At 69.9% G+C, this 18,057-nt stretch carries 16 protein-coding genes and 2 tRNA genes; 14 read left to right on the top strand and 4 right to left on the bottom strand.

The genetic code is table 11. From position 1 onward, the window contains the following. Window positions 1–131: 131 nt before the first annotated feature. The 6 genes from dnaA to O7604_RS09570 all read left to right on the top strand — a co-directional run bounded on the left by dnaA (window position 132) and on the right by O7604_RS09570 (window position 6,869). Complete coding sequence (dnaA, locus tag O7604_RS09595; RefSeq protein WP_281579454.1) at window positions 132–2,009, top strand: chromosomal replication initiator protein DnaA; 1,878 nt, start codon at window positions 132–134, stop codon at window positions 2,007–2,009. Between the two features lie 249 nt (window positions 2,010–2,258). Then, window positions 2,259–2,390: a hypothetical protein gene (locus O7604_RS09590; RefSeq protein WP_281579453.1), complete on the top strand. Its 132-nt coding sequence runs from the start codon at window positions 2,259–2,261 to the stop codon at window positions 2,388–2,390. Window positions 2,391–3,077: 687 nt separating this feature from the next. Next, window positions 3,078–4,211 carry a DNA polymerase III subunit beta gene (dnaN, locus tag O7604_RS09585; protein WP_281579452.1) on the top strand — a complete coding sequence of 378 codons (1,134 nt, stop codon included), beginning with the start codon at window positions 3,078–3,080 and terminating at the stop codon, window positions 4,209–4,211. 40 nt (window positions 4,212–4,251) lie between these two features. Further along, on the top strand, window positions 4,252–5,124 hold the full coding sequence (gene gnd, locus O7604_RS09580) for a phosphogluconate dehydrogenase (NAD(+)-dependent, decarboxylating) (RefSeq protein WP_281579451.1): 873 nt from the start codon (window positions 4,252–4,254) through the stop codon (window positions 5,122–5,124). Window positions 5,125–5,140: 16 nt separating this feature from the next. Continuing rightward, the gene (gene recF, locus O7604_RS09575; RefSeq protein ID WP_269703325.1) at window positions 5,141–6,274 is read left to right on the top strand and encodes a DNA replication/repair protein RecF; all 1,134 of its coding nucleotides are present in this window, start codon (window positions 5,141–5,143) and stop codon (window positions 6,272–6,274) included. An 88-nt stretch (window positions 6,275–6,362) separates the two neighbouring features. Further along, entirely contained in the window at window positions 6,363–6,869 is a 507-nt protein-coding gene (locus O7604_RS09570; RefSeq protein WP_269706959.1) for a DciA family protein, read from the top strand. Here O7604_RS09570 and O7604_RS09565 read toward each other — a convergent pair. Next, window positions 6,860–7,099 carry a hypothetical protein gene (locus O7604_RS09565; protein WP_281579450.1) on the bottom strand — a complete coding sequence of 80 codons (240 nt, stop codon included), beginning with the start codon at window positions 7,097–7,099 and terminating at the stop codon, window positions 6,860–6,862. The two genes, O7604_RS09570 and O7604_RS09565, sit on opposite strands and share 10 nt — an antisense overlap. A gap of 82 nt (window positions 7,100–7,181) precedes the next feature. On the opposite strand from O7604_RS09565, the gene O7604_RS09560 reads away from it, so the two are divergent. Continuing rightward, window positions 7,182–7,670 carry a MarR family transcriptional regulator gene (locus tag O7604_RS09560; protein WP_269703321.1) on the top strand — a complete coding sequence of 163 codons (489 nt, stop codon included), beginning with the start codon at window positions 7,182–7,184 and terminating at the stop codon, window positions 7,668–7,670. Here O7604_RS09560 and O7604_RS09555 read toward each other — a convergent pair. Then, on the bottom strand, window positions 7,655–8,209 hold the full coding sequence (locus tag O7604_RS09555; protein ID WP_269703319.1) for a hypothetical protein: 555 nt from the start codon (window positions 8,207–8,209) through the stop codon (window positions 7,655–7,657). The two genes, O7604_RS09560 and O7604_RS09555, sit on opposite strands and share 16 nt — an antisense overlap. A 547-nt stretch (window positions 8,210–8,756) precedes the next feature. On the opposite strand from O7604_RS09555, the gene gyrB reads away from it, so the two are divergent. The 6 genes from gyrB to O7604_RS09525 all read left to right on the top strand — a co-directional run bounded on the left by gyrB (window position 8,757) and on the right by O7604_RS09525 (window position 16,023). After that, window positions 8,757–10,703, top strand: a complete 1,947-nt coding sequence (gene gyrB, locus O7604_RS09550; RefSeq protein WP_269703316.1) for a DNA topoisomerase (ATP-hydrolyzing) subunit B — start codon at window positions 8,757–8,759, stop codon at window positions 10,701–10,703. A 131-nt stretch (window positions 10,704–10,834) separates the two neighbouring features. After that, window positions 10,835–14,614 carry an intein-containing DNA gyrase subunit A gene (gene gyrA / locus O7604_RS09545; RefSeq protein ID WP_281579449.1) on the top strand — a complete coding sequence of 1,260 codons (3,780 nt, stop codon included), beginning with the start codon at window positions 10,835–10,837 and terminating at the stop codon, window positions 14,612–14,614. 3 nt (window positions 14,615–14,617) lie between these two features. Further along, the gene (locus O7604_RS09540) at window positions 14,618–15,547 is read left to right on the top strand and encodes a DUF3566 domain-containing protein (protein ID WP_281579448.1); all 930 of its coding nucleotides are present in this window, start codon (window positions 14,618–14,620) and stop codon (window positions 15,545–15,547) included. Between the two features lie 144 nt (window positions 15,548–15,691). Next, window positions 15,692–15,765, top strand: a tRNA-Ile gene (locus tag O7604_RS09535). Between the two features lie 43 nt (window positions 15,766–15,808). Next, complete coding sequence (locus tag O7604_RS09530) at window positions 15,809–15,937, top strand: DLW-39 family protein (protein ID WP_013283222.1); 129 nt, start codon at window positions 15,809–15,811, stop codon at window positions 15,935–15,937. A gap of 10 nt (window positions 15,938–15,947) precedes the next feature. After that, a tRNA-Ala gene (locus O7604_RS09525) sits at window positions 15,948–16,023 on the top strand. Window positions 16,024–16,070: 47 nt separating this feature from the next. Here the strand turns inward: O7604_RS09525 and O7604_RS09520 are convergent. Both O7604_RS09520 and O7604_RS09515 read right to left on the bottom strand, forming a co-directional pair. Beyond that, window positions 16,071–16,448, bottom strand: a complete 378-nt coding sequence (locus tag O7604_RS09520; RefSeq protein ID WP_281579447.1) for a carboxymuconolactone decarboxylase family protein — start codon at window positions 16,446–16,448, stop codon at window positions 16,071–16,073. A gap of 400 nt (window positions 16,449–16,848) precedes the next feature. Beyond that, window positions 16,849–17,301 (bottom strand): NUDIX domain-containing protein, encoded by a 453-nt coding sequence (locus tag O7604_RS09515; RefSeq protein ID WP_281579446.1) that lies wholly within the window; start codon window positions 17,299–17,301, stop codon window positions 16,849–16,851. A 310-nt stretch (window positions 17,302–17,611) separates the two neighbouring features. On the opposite strand from O7604_RS09515, the gene O7604_RS09510 reads away from it, so the two are divergent. Continuing rightward, complete coding sequence (locus O7604_RS09510) at window positions 17,612–18,004, top strand: ester cyclase (protein WP_281579445.1); 393 nt, start codon at window positions 17,612–17,614, stop codon at window positions 18,002–18,004. Window positions 18,005–18,057 lie beyond the last annotated feature (53 nt).

Raw genomic sequence — 18,057 nt, 5'->3', positions numbered from 1 at the left:
GGGCAGGTCCGACCCGCGTCCGGTGGGCGGCCACAATCGGTCGGTACACAGGCTGTGGATAACTTGTGGATGACGACCGGTCAGCCGTCCGGGCGGGCGTGAGAAGGAGCAGGCGAGGGGGTGGCACGACGGTGACCGGAGCGACCGACCTTGCCGCGGTGTGGACGGCGACCACCGACGAACTCGCCGACGAGATCATCTCCGCGCAGCAACGGGCGTACCTCCGGCTGACCCGGCTACGGGCGATCGTCGAGGACACGGCGCTGCTCTCGGTGCCGGACGCCTTCACCCGGGACGTGATCGAGTCCCGGCTCCGCCCGGCCATCACCGAGGCGTTGAGCCGTCGGCTCGGCCGGCCCATCCAGGTGGCAGTCACCGTACGGGTCGCCGACGACCCCGGTGCCCGCCCGTCCGGCACCGTCTACCGCAGCAGCCCCGAGCCGCTGCCCGAGCACGACGGCGCCGCCCCGCTGCCCGGTTTCGACCAGCCCGGCCCGGCCACGGCCAACCCGCCCTTTCCGTCTCCTCGCCCGGAGCCCGGCTATGCCGAGTCCGGCTACGCCGAGCCTGGGTACGCCGAGCCCGGCTACGCGGATCCCCGCACCGAGCAGCAGGCGGACGAACCGGCGCCGCGGCAGCGGACCGCGGACGGCGGTCGCCCCCATCTGATCCCGTCCGGGCGGGACGCGCAGGACACGCTCTTCAGCGCCGCGTTCGCCGAGCCGCTGCGCGCCGCGCCCGAGCGCCGCGCCTTCGATGAGCGCCGGGTCGAGCCGCCCGCCCCCGACTCCGGGGGATACGAGCCCCGCTACCGGGAGAGCCCCGGCCCCGCCGATCCCGCGCCGATGCGCGGCCTGCCCCGCGACGGCGCCACCGACAGCGGCCCCGGTCGGGGTGGCCCCGGCCGCGGTGGCGCCGACCACCACCGTCCCGGCGGCGGCCAGGCCGACCGCAGGCTCCCCGGCGGTACGGAGAGCGGCGGCAACCGGCTCAACCCGAAGTACATGTTCGAGACGTTCGTCATCGGCTCGTCGAACCGGTTCGCGCACGCCGCGAGCGTGGCGGTGGCCGAGTCGCCGGCGAAGGCGTACAACCCGCTGTTCATCTACGGCAGTTCGGGGCTGGGCAAGACGCACCTGCTGCACGCCATCGGGCACTACGCCACGACGCTCGGCAACGCGCGCTCGGTCCGGTACGTCTCGACCGAGGAATTCACGAACGACTTCATCAACTCGCTTCGCGACGACAAGACGAGCGCGTTCCAGCGCCGCTACCGGGACGTGGACATCCTCCTGATCGACGACATCCAGTTCCTGGAGAACCGGGAACGGACGCAGGAGGAGTTCTTCCACACCTTCAACACGCTGCACAACGCGAACAAGCAGATCGTGATCACGTCCGACCGCTCGCCGAAGCAGCTGGCGACGCTGGAGGACCGGCTCCGTACGCGCTTCGAGTGGGGTCTGCTGGCCGACATCCAGCCGCCGGACCTGGAGACGCGGATCGCGATCCTGCAGAAGAAGGCGGCGCAGGAGCGGCTGTACGCGCCGCCGGACGTGCTGGAGTTCATCGCCTCGCGGGTGTCGAACTCGATCCGCGAACTGGAGGGGGCGCTGATCCGCGTCACCGCTTTCGCCAGCCTCACCCGGTCCTCGGTAGAGCTGTCGCTGGCCGAGGAGGTGCTGCGGGACTTCATCCCGGACGGCGCCGGCCCGGAGATCACCGCGGACCAGATCATGGTGTCCACGGCCGACTACTTCGGCGTGAGCCTCGAGGACCTGCGCGGCCACTCCCGCTCCCGGGTGCTGGTGAACGCGCGTCAGGTGGCCATGTACCTGTGCCGTGAGCTGACCGACCTGTCGCTGCCCCGGATCGGGCAGGCGTTCGGCGGCCGGGACCACACCACAGTGATGCACGCGGACCGCAAGATCCGTCAGCAGATGGCGGAGCGGCGCTCGCTCTACAACCAGATCGCCGAGCTGACGAACCGCATCAAGCAGAACACCTGACTCTCCCTCCCTCTGCGCTCCCCTCCACGCTCCGGCTGCTCCCGGCGGTGATCAAGGAGTTTGTGTCCGGGAGACACGTCATCCCCACCCCAAACTCCTTGGTCAACAAGGAGGGCGGGGCGCTCGCCTCGGCCGACTCCTGGCCAGCGCGGACACCACCGCAGATCTTGGAAGCTCAACGTCAAGCCTCAGGATGGACCGGCCGCAGTCAGGCGAGCACCCTCGACCCCGACGATCATGAGGTTGACGGTGACAAACCGGACGCCAAATGCCGCCAACTTCATGATCAACGCGAGCAACGGCGAGGGCGAGGGCCTGGCGCGGGTGCTGCGGGAGGGCTCGGCCGGCGGGTGGCAAGTTGCCGACAGCGGCGACGGTTGACCCTCGAGCCGGTAGAGGGCCCAGGATTTGTCCTGTGCTCGTCCACAGCTCGTACCCGTTGTCCACAGCCCCTGTGTCACAGGCGGTGGACAACCACACTGTGCACTCGCCCGGTTACCCACAGACTGTGGACAACTCCTGGGGACGACGCTGTGGACGCCTGGGGATGACGGTCCCGTTGTCCCCAGACAGCGGGTCGCCTGTGGGCGGGCTGTTGAAGGTTCTGGGGACGACGGCTGTGGACCTCTGCGGCGCTGTCCACAGCGCTGGGGAGAAAACCGGTGGATTAGCGGTGGACAACCGGTGGACAGCCGTGGAAAACCCGGCGGCTGGCGAGGGCTGTGGACCGGGACACGAGTTTTACCCCTGGTTCTCCACAGCCAAACCACCGATGGATAACGTGTCTGACCTGCGCGGACGCCGGTTCTCCACAGTTTACACAGGTGCGATGAAGACGATGAGTTATCTCTTCTAAACAACAAAAACCAATCATCACCGTTGGACTTCCTGTGGATCGGGCCGAAGCACTGCCGTCGGCAGTCGCCCCGGGCACCTGGATCCACGGGGTCGGGCGCACAGCCGATGCCCCAGCGCCTTAAGGTGCGATGGGTACCCGCACGGTCGGGCGGGACGGGTGGCAGCGGTCGGCATGAGAGAGTTGTCGCTGACGTCGACGCGGAGGCATTGATGAAGTTCCGAGTGGAGCGCGACGCGCTCGCCGAGGCGGTCGCGTGGACCGCCAAGAGCCTGCCCAACCGACCCTCCGTACCGGTGCTGGCCGGAGTGATGCTCCGGGTCACCGACGGCAACCTCCAGGTCTCCGGCTTCGACTACGAGGTCTCCAGCCAGGTGACAGTCGAGGTGCAGGGCGACGCGGACGGCGCCGCCCTGGTCTCCGGCCGGCTGCTCGCCGAGATCACCAAGGCCCTGCCGGCCAAGCCGGTGGACATCGCCGCCGTCGGCGCCCACCTCGAACTGGTCTGCGGCAGCGCCCGGTTCACGCTGCCCACCATGCCGGTGGAGGACTACCCGACGCTCCCGGAAATGCCAGAGAGCGCGGGGACCGTGGACGCCGCCGCCTTCGCCGCCGCCGTGGCCCAGGTGGCGGTGGCCGCCGGCCGCGACGAGACGCTGCCGATGATGACCGGTGTGCGCGTCGAGCTTAGCGGCGGCACGATGGCCATGCTGGCGACCGACCGCTACCGCCTCGCGCTGCGCGAGATGGAGTGGAACCCGGACGACCCGGAGATCAGCCTCAACGCGCTGGTGCCGGCCCGTACGCTGCACGACACCGCGAAGGCACTCGGCCCGCTCGGCGGCCACGTCACCATGGCGCTCTCCTCCGGCGGCGCCGGTGAGGGCATGATCGGTTTCTCCGGCGGCACCCGCCGGACCACCAGCCGACTGCTCGACGGCGCCAACTACCTGCCGGTGCGCTCGCTGTTCCCGGCCGACCACAACGCCGAGGCGCGCGTCGCCGTCTCCTCGCTCATCGAGGTGGTCAAGCGCGTCGCGCTGGTCGCCGAGCGCACCACCCCGGTCCTGCTCAGCTTCAGCGCCGACGGTCTCGTGGTCGAGGCGGGCGGCACCGAGGAGGCCCGGGCCAGCGAGGCCATGGAGGCCACCTTCACCGGCGAGCCGCTGACCATCGGGTTCAACCCGCAGTACCTCATCGACGGCCTGGCCAACCTGGGCGCCCAGCACGCCCTGCTCCGGTTCGTCGACGCGTTCAAGCCCGCGGTCATCTCCCCGGCAGGCGAGGATGGCGAGGTCATTCCGGGGTACCGGTACCTCATCATGCCGATCCGCGTGTCCCGCTGATCGCAGCAGCACGACCCTTGACGTACGGAGGTAGGAGCAGATGCAGCTCGGCCTGGTAGGACTCGGCCGCATGGGCGGCAACATGCGGGAGCGGTTGCGCGCCGCCGGGCACGAGGTGGTCGGCTACGACCACAACCCGGAGATCAGCGACGCCGCGAGCCTGGCCGAGCTTGCCGAGAAGCTCCAGTCGCCCCGCGCGGTCTGGGTCATGGTTCCGGCCGGCGTCACCGACGCCACCATCGACGAGCTCGCCGGTGTGCTCGGCGAGGGCGACATCATCATCGACGGCGGCAACTCCCGGTTCAGCGACGACGCCCCGCGCGCCGAGCGGCTCAACGAGCAGGGCATCGGCTACATCGACGTCGGTGTCTCCGGCGGCGTCTGGGGCCGGCAGAACGGGTACGCGCTGATGGTCGGCGGCGCGCAGGAGCACGTCGAGCGCCTGATGCCGGTCTTCGAGGCGCTCAAGCCCGAGGGCGAGTTCGGCTTCGTGCACGCCGGCCCGGTCGGCGCCGGCCACTACGCCAAGATGGTGCACAACGGCATCGAGTACGGCCTGATGCACGCCTACGCCGAGGGCTACGAGCTGCTGGCCGCCTCCGAGCTGGTGACGAACGTGCCCGGTGTGTTCAAGTCGTGGCGCGAGGGCACCGTGGTCCGCTCCTGGCTGCTCGACCTGCTGGACCGGGCACTCGACGAGGACCCGGAACTGGCCGAGCTGAGCGGTTACACCGAGGACACCGGCGAGGGCCGGTGGACCGTGGACGAGGCGGTCCGGCTCGCCGTACCGCTCAACGTCATCACCGCGTCGCTGTTCGCCCGGTTCGCCTCCCGGCAGGACGATTCACCCGCGATGAAGGCCGTCGCCGCGCTGCGCCAGCAGTTCGGCGGCCACGCCGTCCACAAGCGCTGACCGGTATCCACAGGCTGTGTACGTCCGCCGGCTCGAACTGGTCGACTTCCGCTCGTACGAGCGCGTCGGCGTCGACCTGGAGCCGGGGCCGAACGTGCTCGTCGGCGCCAACGGCGTCGGCAAGACCAACCTGGTCGAGGCGCTCGGCTACGTGGCGACCCTGGACTCGCACCGGGTCGCCACCGACGCCCCGCTGGTGCGGATGGGCGCCACTTCGGCGGTGATCCGCTGCGCCGTGGTGCACGAGGGCCGGGAGCTGCTCGTCGAGCTGGAGATCGTCCCGGGCAAGGCCAACCGGGCCCGGCTCGGCCGGTCCCCGGCCCGGCGCGCCCGGGACGTGCTCGGCGCGCTGCGCCTGGTGCTGTTCGCGCCGGAGGACCTGGAACTGGTCCGTGGCGACCCCTCGGAACGCCGCCGCTACCTGGACGACCTGCTGGTCACCCGCCAGCCCCGCTACGCGGGTGTCCGCGCCGACTACGAGCGTGTGGTCAAACAACGCAACGCGCTGCTGCGTACCTCGTACCTGGCTCGCAAGACCGGTGGCTCGCGCGGCGGTGACCTGTCGACGCTGGCCGTGTGGGACGCGCACCTGGCGCAGCACGGCGCGGACCTCCTCGCCGGGCGCCTGGAGCTGGTGGCCGCGCTGACCCCGCACGTGGCCAAGGCGTACGACGCGGTGGCGGCCGGTCGCGGCGCGGCGGGCATCGCGTACCGGCCCTCGGTGGAGCTGCCCGAACCCGGCGCCGACCGCGCGGCGCTGGCGGAGGCGCTCGCCGCCGCGCTCACCGCGAACCGCGCCGCCGAGATCGAGCGCGGCACCACGCTCGTCGGCCCGCACCGCGACGACCTGGCGCTGACGCTCGGCCCGCTGCCCGCCAAGGGGTACGCGAGCCACGGCGAGTCCTGGTCGTACGCGCTGGCGCTGCGGCTGGCCGGGTACGACCTGCTGCGCGCCGACGGGATCGAGCCGGTGCTGGTGCTCGACGACGTCTTCGCCGAACTGGACACCGGCCGGCGGGAACGGCTGGCCGAGCTGGTCGGCGGCGCGAGCCAGCTCCTGGTCACCTGCGCGGTGGACGACGACGTGCCGGCGACGCTGCGCGGCACCCGGTACGCGGTGGGCGAGGGGACGGTGCGGCGTGCCGGATGACGAGGTGCAGCTCCCGCCCGCACGGCTCGGGCCGGGACGCGACGCGCGTACCCCCGGAAAGCCCGCGGACGGTGAGCCGGGCGCGAGCCTGCCGGAGGGCACGAGCGGGCCGGAACTGGCCCGGGCGGTGCTCGACGCGGCGAAGGCCCGGCGGCAGGCGGCGGCCCCGCGACGGCGCGGCGCGGTCCGCGGCGACGGCGAGAAGCGGCTGCGCGGCTACTCCGGCCCGGGTCCGGATCCGCGCGACCCGCAGCCGCTCGGCGCGGTGCTGGACAAGCTGATGAAGGCGCGGGGCTGGCAGCAGCCGGCGGCCGAGGCGACCGTGTTCGGCGCCTGGGAGAAGGTGGTCGGCCCGGAGGTCGCGCAGCACAGCCGCCCGGTCAAGCTGGAGGACGGCGAGCTGACGGTGGAGGCCCGGTCGACGGCCTGGGCGACCCAGTTGCGCCTGCTGGCGGGCTCGCTGTTGAAGCAGATCGCCCGGGAGGTCGGCCACAACGTGGTGCGCAAGCTGCACATCCACGGGCCGGCGGCGCCGTCGTGGTCGCGCGGCCCTCGACGGGTACGCGGGCGCGGGCCCCGCGACACCTACGGCTGACCGACGCCCCCCGAGCGCCGCGCCTCGCGCCGGGCGCGCTTGAGTTCGCGCTGCTCGCGGCTCCACTGCTTGCGGCGTTCCAGGTCTTCCTTCCACGCGTCGCGGGCCAGCTTCGAGCCGCCCTGCACGGCACCCTGCACCTGGGACGGGCCGGCGAGGTTGCGGAACACCCAACCCAACAGGCGGCCACCCTTGCCGGCGGCGTCGCCCACCTGCTCGTCGTCGCTCATCCCGCCGCCCCTCCTGGTTGGTGTACAAACAATTGGTACACCAACCATTGCGACGATCGCAACGACGACAAGGAGGACGCGAGTGGCCGACGGCATCGAGGAGGACCCGCTGGCGCTGGAGCAACAGGTCTGCTTCGCGCTCTCCGTCGCCGCCCGGAGCGTCGTCGCGGTCTACCGGCCGCTGCTGGAGCCGATGGGGCTCACCCACCCGCAATACCTGGTGATGCTGGCGCTCTGGCAGCACGCGCCGCTGTCCGGCCGGGATCTGAGCCGGCTGCTCCAGCTCGACCCCGGCACGCTGTCACCGCTGCTCAAGCGCCTGGAGGCGGCCGGCTACATCCGGCGGGAGCGCGACGCCGCCGACGAGCGCAGCCTGGCCGTCTCGCTCACCGCCGCCGGGCAGGCGCTGCGTGCGCAGGCCGAGCGGATCCCGCCGGCCATCGTGCAGCGCCTCGGCCTGCCGCCGGCCGACCTGCGGCACCTGCACGCCGCGCTGACCGAGGTGATCGCGGCCGCCAACCAGGCCACGTCCTCTCCCGGCGCTGCGGCACCCGGTCAGGCGTCGGCGTAGACCGCGAAACCCCGCTCCGCGCAGCGCCGGTAGAAGGCCGCCAGCACGCTCAGCTCGGCGCAGGTGAAGTTCCACTGCGGCGGATCGCCGCTCTCGTCCCGCAGCCGGTCGAGGCGGCTGTCCAGCCAGCGGAGCTGCTGCTCGGCCAGCCGCCCGTCGCCGAGCAGCGCGCGCAGCACCTCGCTCACCGACTCGAACGTGACCGACTCGCCGTACGGCCGGTGCCGGGCGACGAACTTCTCCACACCCTCGGCGATCCAGGAGCAGCCGTCCGGGTCGATCACCGGATCCTCGTCCTCGACCGCGTTCTCCGTGGCGTAGAGCACATTCTCCAGCCCGAGGATCAGGTCGACCAGCTCGGTGTACGCGGTCGCGCGTACCGTGCCGGTCTTCGCGATCAGCTCGGCGAGCGCCGCTGTCGGCGCAGAGATCCGGGGCATGTCCACGATCTCGCCGAAGTCCACGAACTCAGCCGGCGCGACCGGATCGTAGAAGCGGCCGGTCCGCGGCCAGTGCACCGCGACGTTGTCCAGCCCCATCTGGCGTCACCTCTCACCAAGCGTTTTCGGACCATCTCCGACGATCGTCCCGGTTCCGGGCGCAAAAGATCAAGACCGCAACGGCGGCGCCGCAAAAGCTACGGCACGCCGGGCCCGGCCGCGACCCCCGGTAGGGGCAGCTGCCGATCACCGGTCGGATGACCGTCGCGGCTCACGGTGGCCGGTGGCGCGGTACCGCCCCGTTGGCGTGTAGGGGGAGTCGTGGGCAGCGCGGTTCGTCCGGCTACGGCATTCTCAGCCGCCCCGGAGAGGGTGCCGAGTGGCGGTTTGGTCGGCTCCGCACAGTAAGATTGAGGGCGAGACGAAAGACCCGAGACGGAGCGACGGACCAGGGCCCTCATGAGCCCTCGATCATAGTCCCGTACCGGGTCCGAGCCGATCGCGATCCGCGGGCAACCGCGGCGCCCGGCGCACGTGATCCGAGCCTGGCGACCCCAGGGGCGGACCATGCGCGCCGACGTCGCGTCCTGTCCGCCGAACCCGCGCCCCGCGCCCACGCGCGGCCGGTGCGAGAAAGTGGCCGAGCGTGGCAGCGGAGGACAACAAGAAGTACGGTGCCGAGTCGATCACCGTGCTCGAGGGCCTGGAAGCGGTCCGGAAGCGGCCCGGTATGTACATCGGGTCCACCGGTGAGCGCGGTCTGCACCACCTGGTGTGGGAGGTTGTCGACAACGCGGTGGACGAGGCGCTGGCCGGGCACTGCGACACCATCGACGTGGTGCTGCTGGCCGACGGCGGCGTCCGGGTGACCGACAACGGCCGTGGCTTCCCGGTCGACCTGCACCCCAAGCTGAAGAAGCCGGGTGTCGAGGTCGCCCTGACCGTGCTGCACGCGGGCGGCAAGTTCGACGGCAAGGCGTACGCCGTCTCCGGCGGCCTGCACGGCGTCGGCGTCTCCGTGGTGAACGCGCTGTCCACCAGGATGGCCGTGGAGATCCACAAGGACGGCTTCGTCTGGCGCCAGCAGTACGACCACTCCAAGCCGACCCCGCTGGAGAAGGGCGAGGCGACCGACCGCACCGGTTCGGCCGTCTCCTTCTGGCCCGACCCGGACGTCTTCGAGACCGTCGACTTCGACTTCCACACCATCTACCGGCGTCTGCAGGAGATGGCCTTCCTCACCCGCGGTCTCACCATCCACCTGCTCGACGAGCGGGTACCGGAGGACGAGGACGGCAAGACCCGCGAGGTCACCTTCCACTACGAGGGCGGCATCGCCGACTTCGTCCGGCACCTCAACGCCTCCAAGAGCCCGATCCACAAGACGGTGGTCGAGTTCGGGGCCGAGGAGACGGGCATGTCGGTCGAGATCGCCATGCAGTGGAACGAGTCGTACGGCGAGTCGGTCTACACCTTCGCCAACAACATCAACACCCATGAGGGCGGCACCCACGAGGAGGGCTTCCGGGCCGCGCTGACGAGCGTCGTCAACCGCTACGGCGCCGAGAAGAAGCTGCTCAAGGGCGACGAGCGCCTCTCGGGTGAGGACATTCGCGAGGGCCTGGCCGCGATCATCTCGGTCAAGCTCACCGACCCGCAGTTCGAGGGTCAGACCAAGACCAAGCTGGGCAACACCCCGGTGAAGGGCTTCGTGCAGCGGGTCTGCAACGAGTCGCTCGTCGACTGGTTCGACCGCAACCCGGCCGAGGCGAAGATCATCATCCAGAAGGCGTCCCAGGCGGCGCGGGCCCGGATCGCCGCGCAGCAGGCGCGCAAGCTCGCCCGGCGCAAGTCGCTGCTGGAGTCCGGCTCGATGCCCGGCAAGCTGGCCGACTGCCAGTCCACCGACCCGCGCGAGTCCGAGGTCTTCATCGTCGAGGGCGACTCGGCCGGCGGCTCGGCCAAGCAGGGCCGCGACCCGCGCGTCCAGGCGATCCTGCCGATCCGCGGCAAGATCCTCAACGTGGAGAAGGCCCGGATCGACCGGGTGCTGAAGAACAACGAGGTGCAGGCGCTGATCACCGCGCTCGGCACCGGCATCCACGACGACTTCGACATCGAGAAGCTGCGCTACCACAAGATCGTGCTGATGGCCGACGCCGACGTGGACGGCCAGCACATCCAGACGCTGCTGCTCACCCTGCTGTTCCGCTTCATGCGACCGCTGGTCGAGCTGGGCCACGTCTACCTGGCCGCCCCGCCGCTCTACAAGATCAAGTGGAACAAGAAGGGCGACGACGCCCAGTACGCGTACTCGGACCGGGAACGCGACGGGCTGATCGCCCTGCGCCAGCAGAAGAAGCCCAACGCCCGCCCGGACGACATCCAGCGGTTCAAGGGTCTCGGCGAGATGAACTACCCCGAGCTGTGGGAGACCACGATGAACCCGGCCACCCGTACGCTTCGCCAGGTCACGCTCGACGACGCCGCCACCGCGGACGAGCTGTTCAGCGTCCTGATGGGCGAGGACGTCGAGGCCCGCCGGTCGTTCATCCAGCGCAACGCCAAGGACGTGCGGTTCCTGGATATCTGACGGACGCACCCGGGCCGGCCGGACATCCACCGGCCGGCCCGGAAGTCCACAGAGTTATCCACAGCCTGAACGCTTTCCACAGCCGTTATCCACAGCGAGACCACGACTGAAGAGTCTGATAAGGGTTAACAGTGACCGATACTCCCGAGTCCACCCCGAACGAGCCGGAGACCCCGGAGACACTGGCCGCGGTCGTCCAGCACGACCGGATCGAGCCGGTCGGCCTCGAGGTCGAGATGCAGCGCTCGTACCTCGACTACGCGATGAGCGTCATCGTCGGGCGGGCCCTGCCGGACGTCCGGGACGGGCTCAAGCCGGTCCACCGCAAGATCCTCTACGCCATGTTCGACTCCGGCTACCGGCCGGACCGCGGGTACGTGAAGTGCTCCCGCGTCGTCGGTGACGTGATGGGCCAGTTCCACCCGCACGGCGACTCGGCCATCTACGACGCGCTCGTCCGGATGGCGCAGCCGTGGTCGCTGCGCTACCCGCTGGTCGACGGCAACGGCAACTTCGGTTCGCCGGGTAATGATCCCGCTGCCGCCATGCGGTACTGTGTTACGGCAGATGTCCGGGTTCGTACCGTCGACGGCACCGTCCGGATCGGCGACGTCGTGCCGGACGCCGCGCCGAGCAGCGAGACCGACGTCGACCTCAAGGTCCGTGACCGCAACGGCGACCTGGTCCGTGCCAGCAAGTTCTTCCACTCCGGCGAGCACCCCACGTTGCGGCTGCGCACCCGCGAGGGGTACGAGCTGACCGGCACCCACAACCACCCGGTGCTCTGCCTGGTGAACGTGGTCGGCGTGCCGACCCTGCTGTGGAAGCTGCTCGCCGAGATCTCCCCGGGCGACCGGGTGGTCCTCCAGCGCACCGTGCCGGACGAGATCGGCTACCCGATGCTGGAGCACGTCGAGGCCGCTGTGCTGGCCGGCGCCTTCGTGGCCGAGGGCTGGGTGTCGGAGCACCGGGCCGGCTTCAACAACGTGGACCGTGAGTTCTTCGTCCGGGTCCTCACCGCCTACGACCTCGCGGTCGGCGGCCCCCGGTACGTCTCCGAGCGGGTCATCGCCTCCGGCAGCAAGCTGCACGAGCTCGACGTCCAGGACCTCACCGCGCTCCGGGCGAGCGTGCTCGGCGAGATGGTGGGCGCGCGGAGCGCCGACAAGTTCGTGCCGGAGTTCGTCTGGCGCGGTCCGGCAGCGGTCAAGCGGGCCTTCCTCCAGGCGCTGTTCGAGGGTGACGGTTCGTCGTCGCTGCTGCCCCGCCACACGATCCAGGTCTCCTACTCGACCCGCAGCGAGCGGCTGGCCCGCGAGGTCCAGCAGTTGCTGCTGGAGTTCGGCGTGGTCAGCCGGCAGTGCCGGTACGACAACGGCGAGATCAAGGTCGTCGTCACCAACCGTCGGGACGCCCGGATCTTCGCCGCGCACATCGGATTCCTCGGCCGTAAGCAGGCGAAGCTGGAGTCCGAGCTGGCCCAGGTGCCGGCGAGCAGCACCGCGCTCTCCGGCGATCACGTGCCGTTCGTGGGCGACTTCGTCCGCGAGCACGGCGCGAGCCGCTGGACCGAGCGCGACTGGCTGCGCCGGCACAACGTGGATCGGATCGAGCGCTGGGAGCGGGACCGCGACGAGATCGCGGCCCGGATCACCGAGCCGGGCGTCCTCGACGTGGTCGAGCCGCTCGTCGACGGGCGCTTCTACTACGCCGAGGTGACCGAGATCACCGACGCCGGTGTGCGGCCGGTCTACAGCATCCGGGTCGACACCGAGGACCACTCGTTCGTCTCCGACGGCTTCGTCAGCCACAACACCGAGTGCAAGCTCGACCCGCTGGCGATGGAGATGCTGCGGGACATCGACGAGGACACCGTCGACCTTCAGGACAACTACGACGGCCGGGCCAAGGAGCCCACCATCCTGCCGTCGCGTATCCCGAACCTGCTGATCAACGGCTCCGAGGGCATCGCGGTCGGCATGGCCACCAAGATCCCGCCGCACAACCTGCGCGAGATCGGCGCTGCGGTGCAGTGGTGCCTGGAGCACCCGGAGGCCGACGAGGCCACCACGCTGGAAGCTCTCCTCGAGATCGTCAAGGGCCCGGATTTCCCGACCCACGGTCTGATCGTCGGCCAGGCGGGCATCCAGGACGCGTACCGGACCGGGCGCGGCTCGATCCGGATGCGCGCCGTGGTCGAGGTCGAGGAGGACAAGCGGGGCCGGCCGGCGCTCGTGGTCAGCGAGCTGCCGTACCAGGTCAACCCGGACAACCTCGCCGAGCGCATCGCCGAGCTGATCAAGGAGGGCAAGCTCGCCGGCATCGCCGACATCCGCGACGAGTCCTCCGGGCGTACCGGCATGCGGATCGTGCTCGTGCTCAAGCGCGACGCGGTCGCCAAGGTGGTGCTGAACAACCTCTACAAGCACACCCAGCTCCAGGAGACGTTCGGCGCCAACATGCTGGCGCTCGTCGACGGCGTGCCGCGCACGCTCAACCTGGCCCAGTTCATCCGCTACTACGTCGAGCACCAGATCGAGGTGATCCGGCGGCGGACCGCGTTCCGGCTGCGCAAGGCCGAGGAGCGGGCGCACATCCTGCGTGGTCTGTCCAAGGCGCTGGACGCCCTGGACGAGGTGATCGCCCTGATCCGGCGCTCGCCCACCGTCGAGGACGCCCGGCAGGGCCTGATCCGGCTGCTGGACATCGACGAGGTCCAGGCGACCGCGATCCTGGACATGCAGCTGCGCCGGCTGGCTGCCCTGGAGCGGCAGCGGATCCTGGACGACCTGGTGAAGCTCGAGCTGGAGATCGCCGACCTCAAGGACATCCTGGCCAAGCCGGAGCGGCAGCGGCGGATCGTCTCGGAGGAGCTGGGCGAGATCGTCGCGAAGTGGGGCGACGACCGGCGTACGAAGATCGTCCCGTTCGACGGCGAGGTCTCGATGGAGGACCTCATCGCCCGCGAGGACGTGGTGGTGACGATCACTCGCACCGGCTACGCGAAGCGGACCAAGGTCGATCTCTACCGGTCACAGCGGCGCGGCGGGAAGGGCGTCAGCGGGGCGACGCTCCGGCAGGACGACATCGTCAGCCACTTCTTCGTATGCTCTACCCACGACTGGATCCTGTTCTTCACGAACAAGGGTCGGGTCTACCGGGCGAAGGCGTACGAGCTTCCCGAGGCCAGTAGGGTGGCCAAGGGCCAGCACGTGGCCAACCTGCTCGCGTTCCAGCCCGACGAGCAGATCGCGCAGATCATTGAAATCCCGAACTACCAGGTGGCCCCCTACCTGGTACTGGCCACGAAGAACGGCCTGGTGAAGAAGACGCGGCTCGAGGAGTTCGACTCCAACCGTTCCGGCGGCATCATCGCGGTCAACCTGCGCGATGAGGACGAACTGGTCGGTGCGGTACTGGTCGCTCCGGAGGACGACCTGCTGCTCGTGTCGAAGAACGCCCAGGCGATCCGCTTCAACGCCACCGACGAGGCGCTGCGCCCGATGGGCCGGGCGACTTCCGGGGTGATCGGCATGCGCTTCAGCGGCGAGGACGAGTTGCTCGCCGTCGAGGTGGTGCGAGAGGGTCTGGACGTTCTGGTCGCGACGAACGGGGGTTACGCGAAACGTACCCCGATCGAGGAATACCCGGTCCAGGGCCGGGGAGGTAAGGGCGTGCTGACCGCGAAGATCACCGAGCGACGCGGTGGCCTGGTCGGCGCGGTCGTGATCGATCCGGAGGACGAGCTGTTCGCCATCACGAGCAACGGCGGCGTCATCCGGACTCCGGTGAAGCCTGTACGCCGTACGCGTGACCGGAACACAATGGGGGTCAAGCTGATGGACCTCCCGGACGGCGTGACTATCGTGGCGATTGCTCGCAATGCCGACGAGCCTGACGAACAGGACTAGTTGATGACGGAGACACAGGCGAAGTCGGGGAACAAGGGGACCTCGGCCACCCCGGTCGAGGAGGAGGCCGCACAGGGCGGCACACCAGCGACCGGCCGCGCGGCTGTGGGCCGGGCCACGGTTCCCGCCGACGCGCCTGCCCCGAAGTTCACCCGGGCTCCCGGCATGGCCCCGCCTCCGGACAAGCCGTCCGAGGACTCCGGTTCCCGGGATTCGGCCGAGACCAAGGTGGACGCACCGACGTCGGCCGACGGTCTGGCCGCTCCGGCCGGCAAGCCCGCGAACGCCACGAGCGCACAGTCGATCAAGACGCCGCCGGCCACCGGCCGGGCCTCCACCGGGACGACCGGCACGCAGCCACGGATCGGCGCCGGCCTGGGCACCGCCCCGAAGGCTTCGCCGGACGGCTCGCGCCCGGGCGGCACCGGCACCGCCGGTCAGTCCCGGCCCGCCAACGGCGGCGGCCTGCCGCCGGGCATCAGCGGCGCGGCAGCGGTCGGGGCCGCGCGCGTGGGTGAGGCGGTACGCTCCGCGCGTACCTCGGTCAGCTCGGCCGCGTCGCGCGGACCGCGACGGGCCCGGCTGAACCTGAAGCGGATCGACCCGTGGTCGGTGATGAAGTTCGCCTTCGCGGTCTCCGTGGTGCTCTTCATCGTGGTCGTCGTGGCGACGTCGGTGCTCTACCTGGCGCTCGACGCGATGGGCGTGTTCAAGAGCGTCAACGACAGCCTGACCGACCTGGTGAACGCCGGCGGCGGCCAGGGTGGCGGTGGCTTCCGGATCACCGCGAAGGGCGTGATCCTGACGTCGTCGCTGATCGGCCTGGTGAACGTCGTGCTGTTCACCGCGCTGGCCACGCTCAGCGCATTCGTCTACAACGTCTGCGCCGACCTGGTCGGCGGGATCGAGCTGACGCTCGCCGAGCGGGACTGATCAACCCGACGCCGGGGCACCGCGTAAAGCGGTCGCCCCGGCGTCGTGCGTCCGGGTAGGTTCGAGATGGCGCGGGTGCTTCCACCACGTACCCCCGATTTGGGCGCGGTGGAGGCGATGGGTTAACCTAGCTCGTCGCTACGCGGGGCTATAGCTCAGTCGGTTAGAGCGCAGAGCTGATAACTCTGAGGTCGCTGGTTCGATTCCAGCTAGCCCCACCGCACATCGTCCGACGGTAGTCGAGCGCGAGGGGTCAAGCACATGTTCAAGAAGCTCCTGATCCTGGCCGGCATCGTCGGTGTGGCCGCCGTCGTGGCCAAGAAGGTCAAGGCCTCGAACGACGAGCGCGCCCTGTGGCACGAGGCGACCACGGCGCCCGACCTGCGCTGAACGCCGTCACGGGGCCCTAGCTCAACTGGCAGAGCACTGCCTTTGCAAGGCAGGGGTTAGGGGTTCGAGTCCCCTGGGCTCCACCACATCATCCGGCCAGTTCACGACCCGTTGACGGGTGCCGGCAGCGTCGTCAGCGGTGCTCGCCGAAGACCGCCGTGGCCACCTGGTAGCTGTCGAAGGCCCGGGCCGCCCCGGCGTACGCCTCCAGGTGGATGAAGAGTTCGACGATCTCCTCCTTGGTCACGCCGGACGTCAGCGCGATGCGCAACTGCCCCCGCAGCGGCTCGTGGGTGCCCAGCGCCGCCGCGACGGCCACCGAGATCAGGCAGCGGCTCCGCAGGTCCAGGCCCGGTCGCGGCCACGAGTCGCCGAAGGTGTGCTCGGTCGCCAGCCGCCGGAAGTCCTGACCGACTGCGGGTTCCCCGTCGGCCAGCGGGAGGGTCAACGGTTGGCCGAGGAGGCGCTCCGCGGTGTCGAGGGCCTGCTGGTATCGGGGATCGTCGGGCATGCGTTGCCACCTCCGCGCGTGTCAGCCGATCGACTGCCGTCCGGTTCCAGCATCGCGCCCACCCCGGCCGTTCGGTCGCCCGTTCCGGGAAACCGGTAATCGCGACAGCCGGCCACACGTCGAGACGACACGATCAGAAGATCGCGGGTTCCGTCCCGAACTAACTCCGGCTCTCCTCAGAGATCCGCCGCAGCAGCGCGGTCGTCAAGCGTCTCCCCTCCTCCCAGCAGCCAACTGACGTCAGCCAGCAATTCTGACGACGTTTCCCCGGGGCGGCGGAACGCGTACCTGGTTTCGTTGATCCGCCCGTTCGGGGTCAGAGTCCAATGCTCCGTACCCCAGCAGCCCTGCTCCTCAAGCGGCAGGGGTCAGGCGTTCGAGTCCTACGGACTCCAGCACATCACGTCGCCCGATCATCAGTGACAGCGGATTCTGCGTGGAGCAACTCGGTGAGACCGGCGGGGTAGAGCGGACTGCCGGCGTCGAAGCTGTTCAGCGGGCGCCACATCACCTTCGTGCCGGCGTCGTCGCGTATCTCGCCGACGGCGTCCCGCTCGTAGAGGGACTGGTCGGCGAGCCGGCAGTCGAAGACGAAGACGATCTCGTGCCCGTCGCAGCCGAACGCGTGGAAGAGGTTCTCCAGTACGCCCAGGAGGCGTACGTCGAGAAGGTCGGCGTCGAGTTCCTCGCGCAGTTCGCGCCGGACGGCTGCCTCGGCCGTCTCGCCGAACTCGATTCCCCCGCCCAGGGGACGGTAGAAGGTCTCGTCCTTCGTGGAGTCGCGGTACTCGAACACGAGCACGTCCGCGCCGCGCCGCGGTACGGCCAGGGCAACCGGGCGGATCGACGGCATCCGTGGAGGGTATCGAAGCCTTGCGTCAGGGCGTGACGTATCGCCTGCGGGGAAACTGAAGCGCCAGGTGTCGGCCGGTGAGCAGCCGAACGGCGGGCAGGCCAGGCGAGGGTGTCGGGCCCAGGGCCACCTACCGATCGGTACAGAACATGATCCGGATCATGAACCGATCGGTACAGAATCCTGATACGCTCGTGCCAGAACCGAGCGGTACAAAAATTCGCTCGCGTCGACGACCGGCCCGGGGATACGGGCCGGCGCACACAGATGAGGGACAACGATCATGAGCTCCGTCGCGACGCAGTCAGGCATGTCCACTCAGGAGCTGCGGGACTTCTACCTGCGGTACGTCGATCTGGCGAACAAGCGGGAGTTCGCCCGCATGGCCGACTTCGCCCACGACGAGGTCATCATGAACGGCACCCCAGTCAAGATGGCGGACATGGTGGCCGAGTTCTACAAGCACGTGGAGGCGGTGCCGGACCTCCACTGGGAGATCCAGGAGCTCGTCGTCGAGGGCGACCGGATCGCCGCCCGGCTCGTCGACACGGGCACCCCGGTCAAGGAGTGGAACGGCCTGGCGCCCACCGGCAGGTCGGTGTCGTTCACCGAGACCGCCTTCTACCGGGTGCAGGACGGCAAGTTCAAGTTCATGTCGTACCTGATGGACACCGACTCGGTGCGGCGGCAGCTCGCCGGCTGACGGGGATCCGGAAACCGCGGCGCGCCCAGCCCGATGAGGCATCGAGCTGGGCG

The sequence above is a fragment of the Micromonospora sp. WMMA1947 genome, from assembly GCF_027497355.1.
Lineage (GTDB): Bacteria > Actinomycetota > Actinomycetes > Mycobacteriales > Micromonosporaceae > Micromonospora.
Note: the sequence above shows the minus strand (reverse complement) of the source record. Positions and strands in the feature narration are given on the sequence as shown.

Excerpts from the sequence above, each read along its gene's own strand:
- dnaN (WP_281579452.1), top strand. The coding sequence starts at position 3,078 with ATGAAGTTCCGAGTGGAGCGCGACGCGCTCGCCGAGGCGGTCGCGTGG.
- O7604_RS09565 (WP_281579450.1), bottom strand. The coding sequence starts at position 7,099 with ATGAGCGACGACGAGCAGGTGGGCGACGCCGCCGGCAAGGGTGGCCGC.
- O7604_RS09530 (WP_013283222.1), top strand. The coding sequence starts at position 15,809 with ATGTTCAAGAAGCTCCTGATCCTGGCCGGCATCGTCGGTGTGGCCGCC.
- O7604_RS09555 (WP_269703319.1), bottom strand. The coding sequence starts at position 8,209 with ATGGGGCTGGACAACGTCGCGGTGCACTGGCCGCGGACCGGCCGCTTC.
- gnd (WP_281579451.1), top strand. The coding sequence starts at position 4,252 with ATGCAGCTCGGCCTGGTAGGACTCGGCCGCATGGGCGGCAACATGCGG.
- O7604_RS09540 (WP_281579448.1), top strand. The coding sequence starts at position 14,618 with ATGACGGAGACACAGGCGAAGTCGGGGAACAAGGGGACCTCGGCCACC.
- O7604_RS09510 (WP_281579445.1), top strand. The coding sequence starts at position 17,612 with ATGTCCACTCAGGAGCTGCGGGACTTCTACCTGCGGTACGTCGATCTG.
- O7604_RS09515 (WP_281579446.1), bottom strand. The coding sequence starts at position 17,301 with ATGCCGTCGATCCGCCCGGTTGCCCTGGCCGTACCGCGGCGCGGCGCG.
- O7604_RS09520 (WP_281579447.1), bottom strand. The coding sequence starts at position 16,448 with ATGCCCGACGATCCCCGATACCAGCAGGCCCTCGACACCGCGGAGCGC.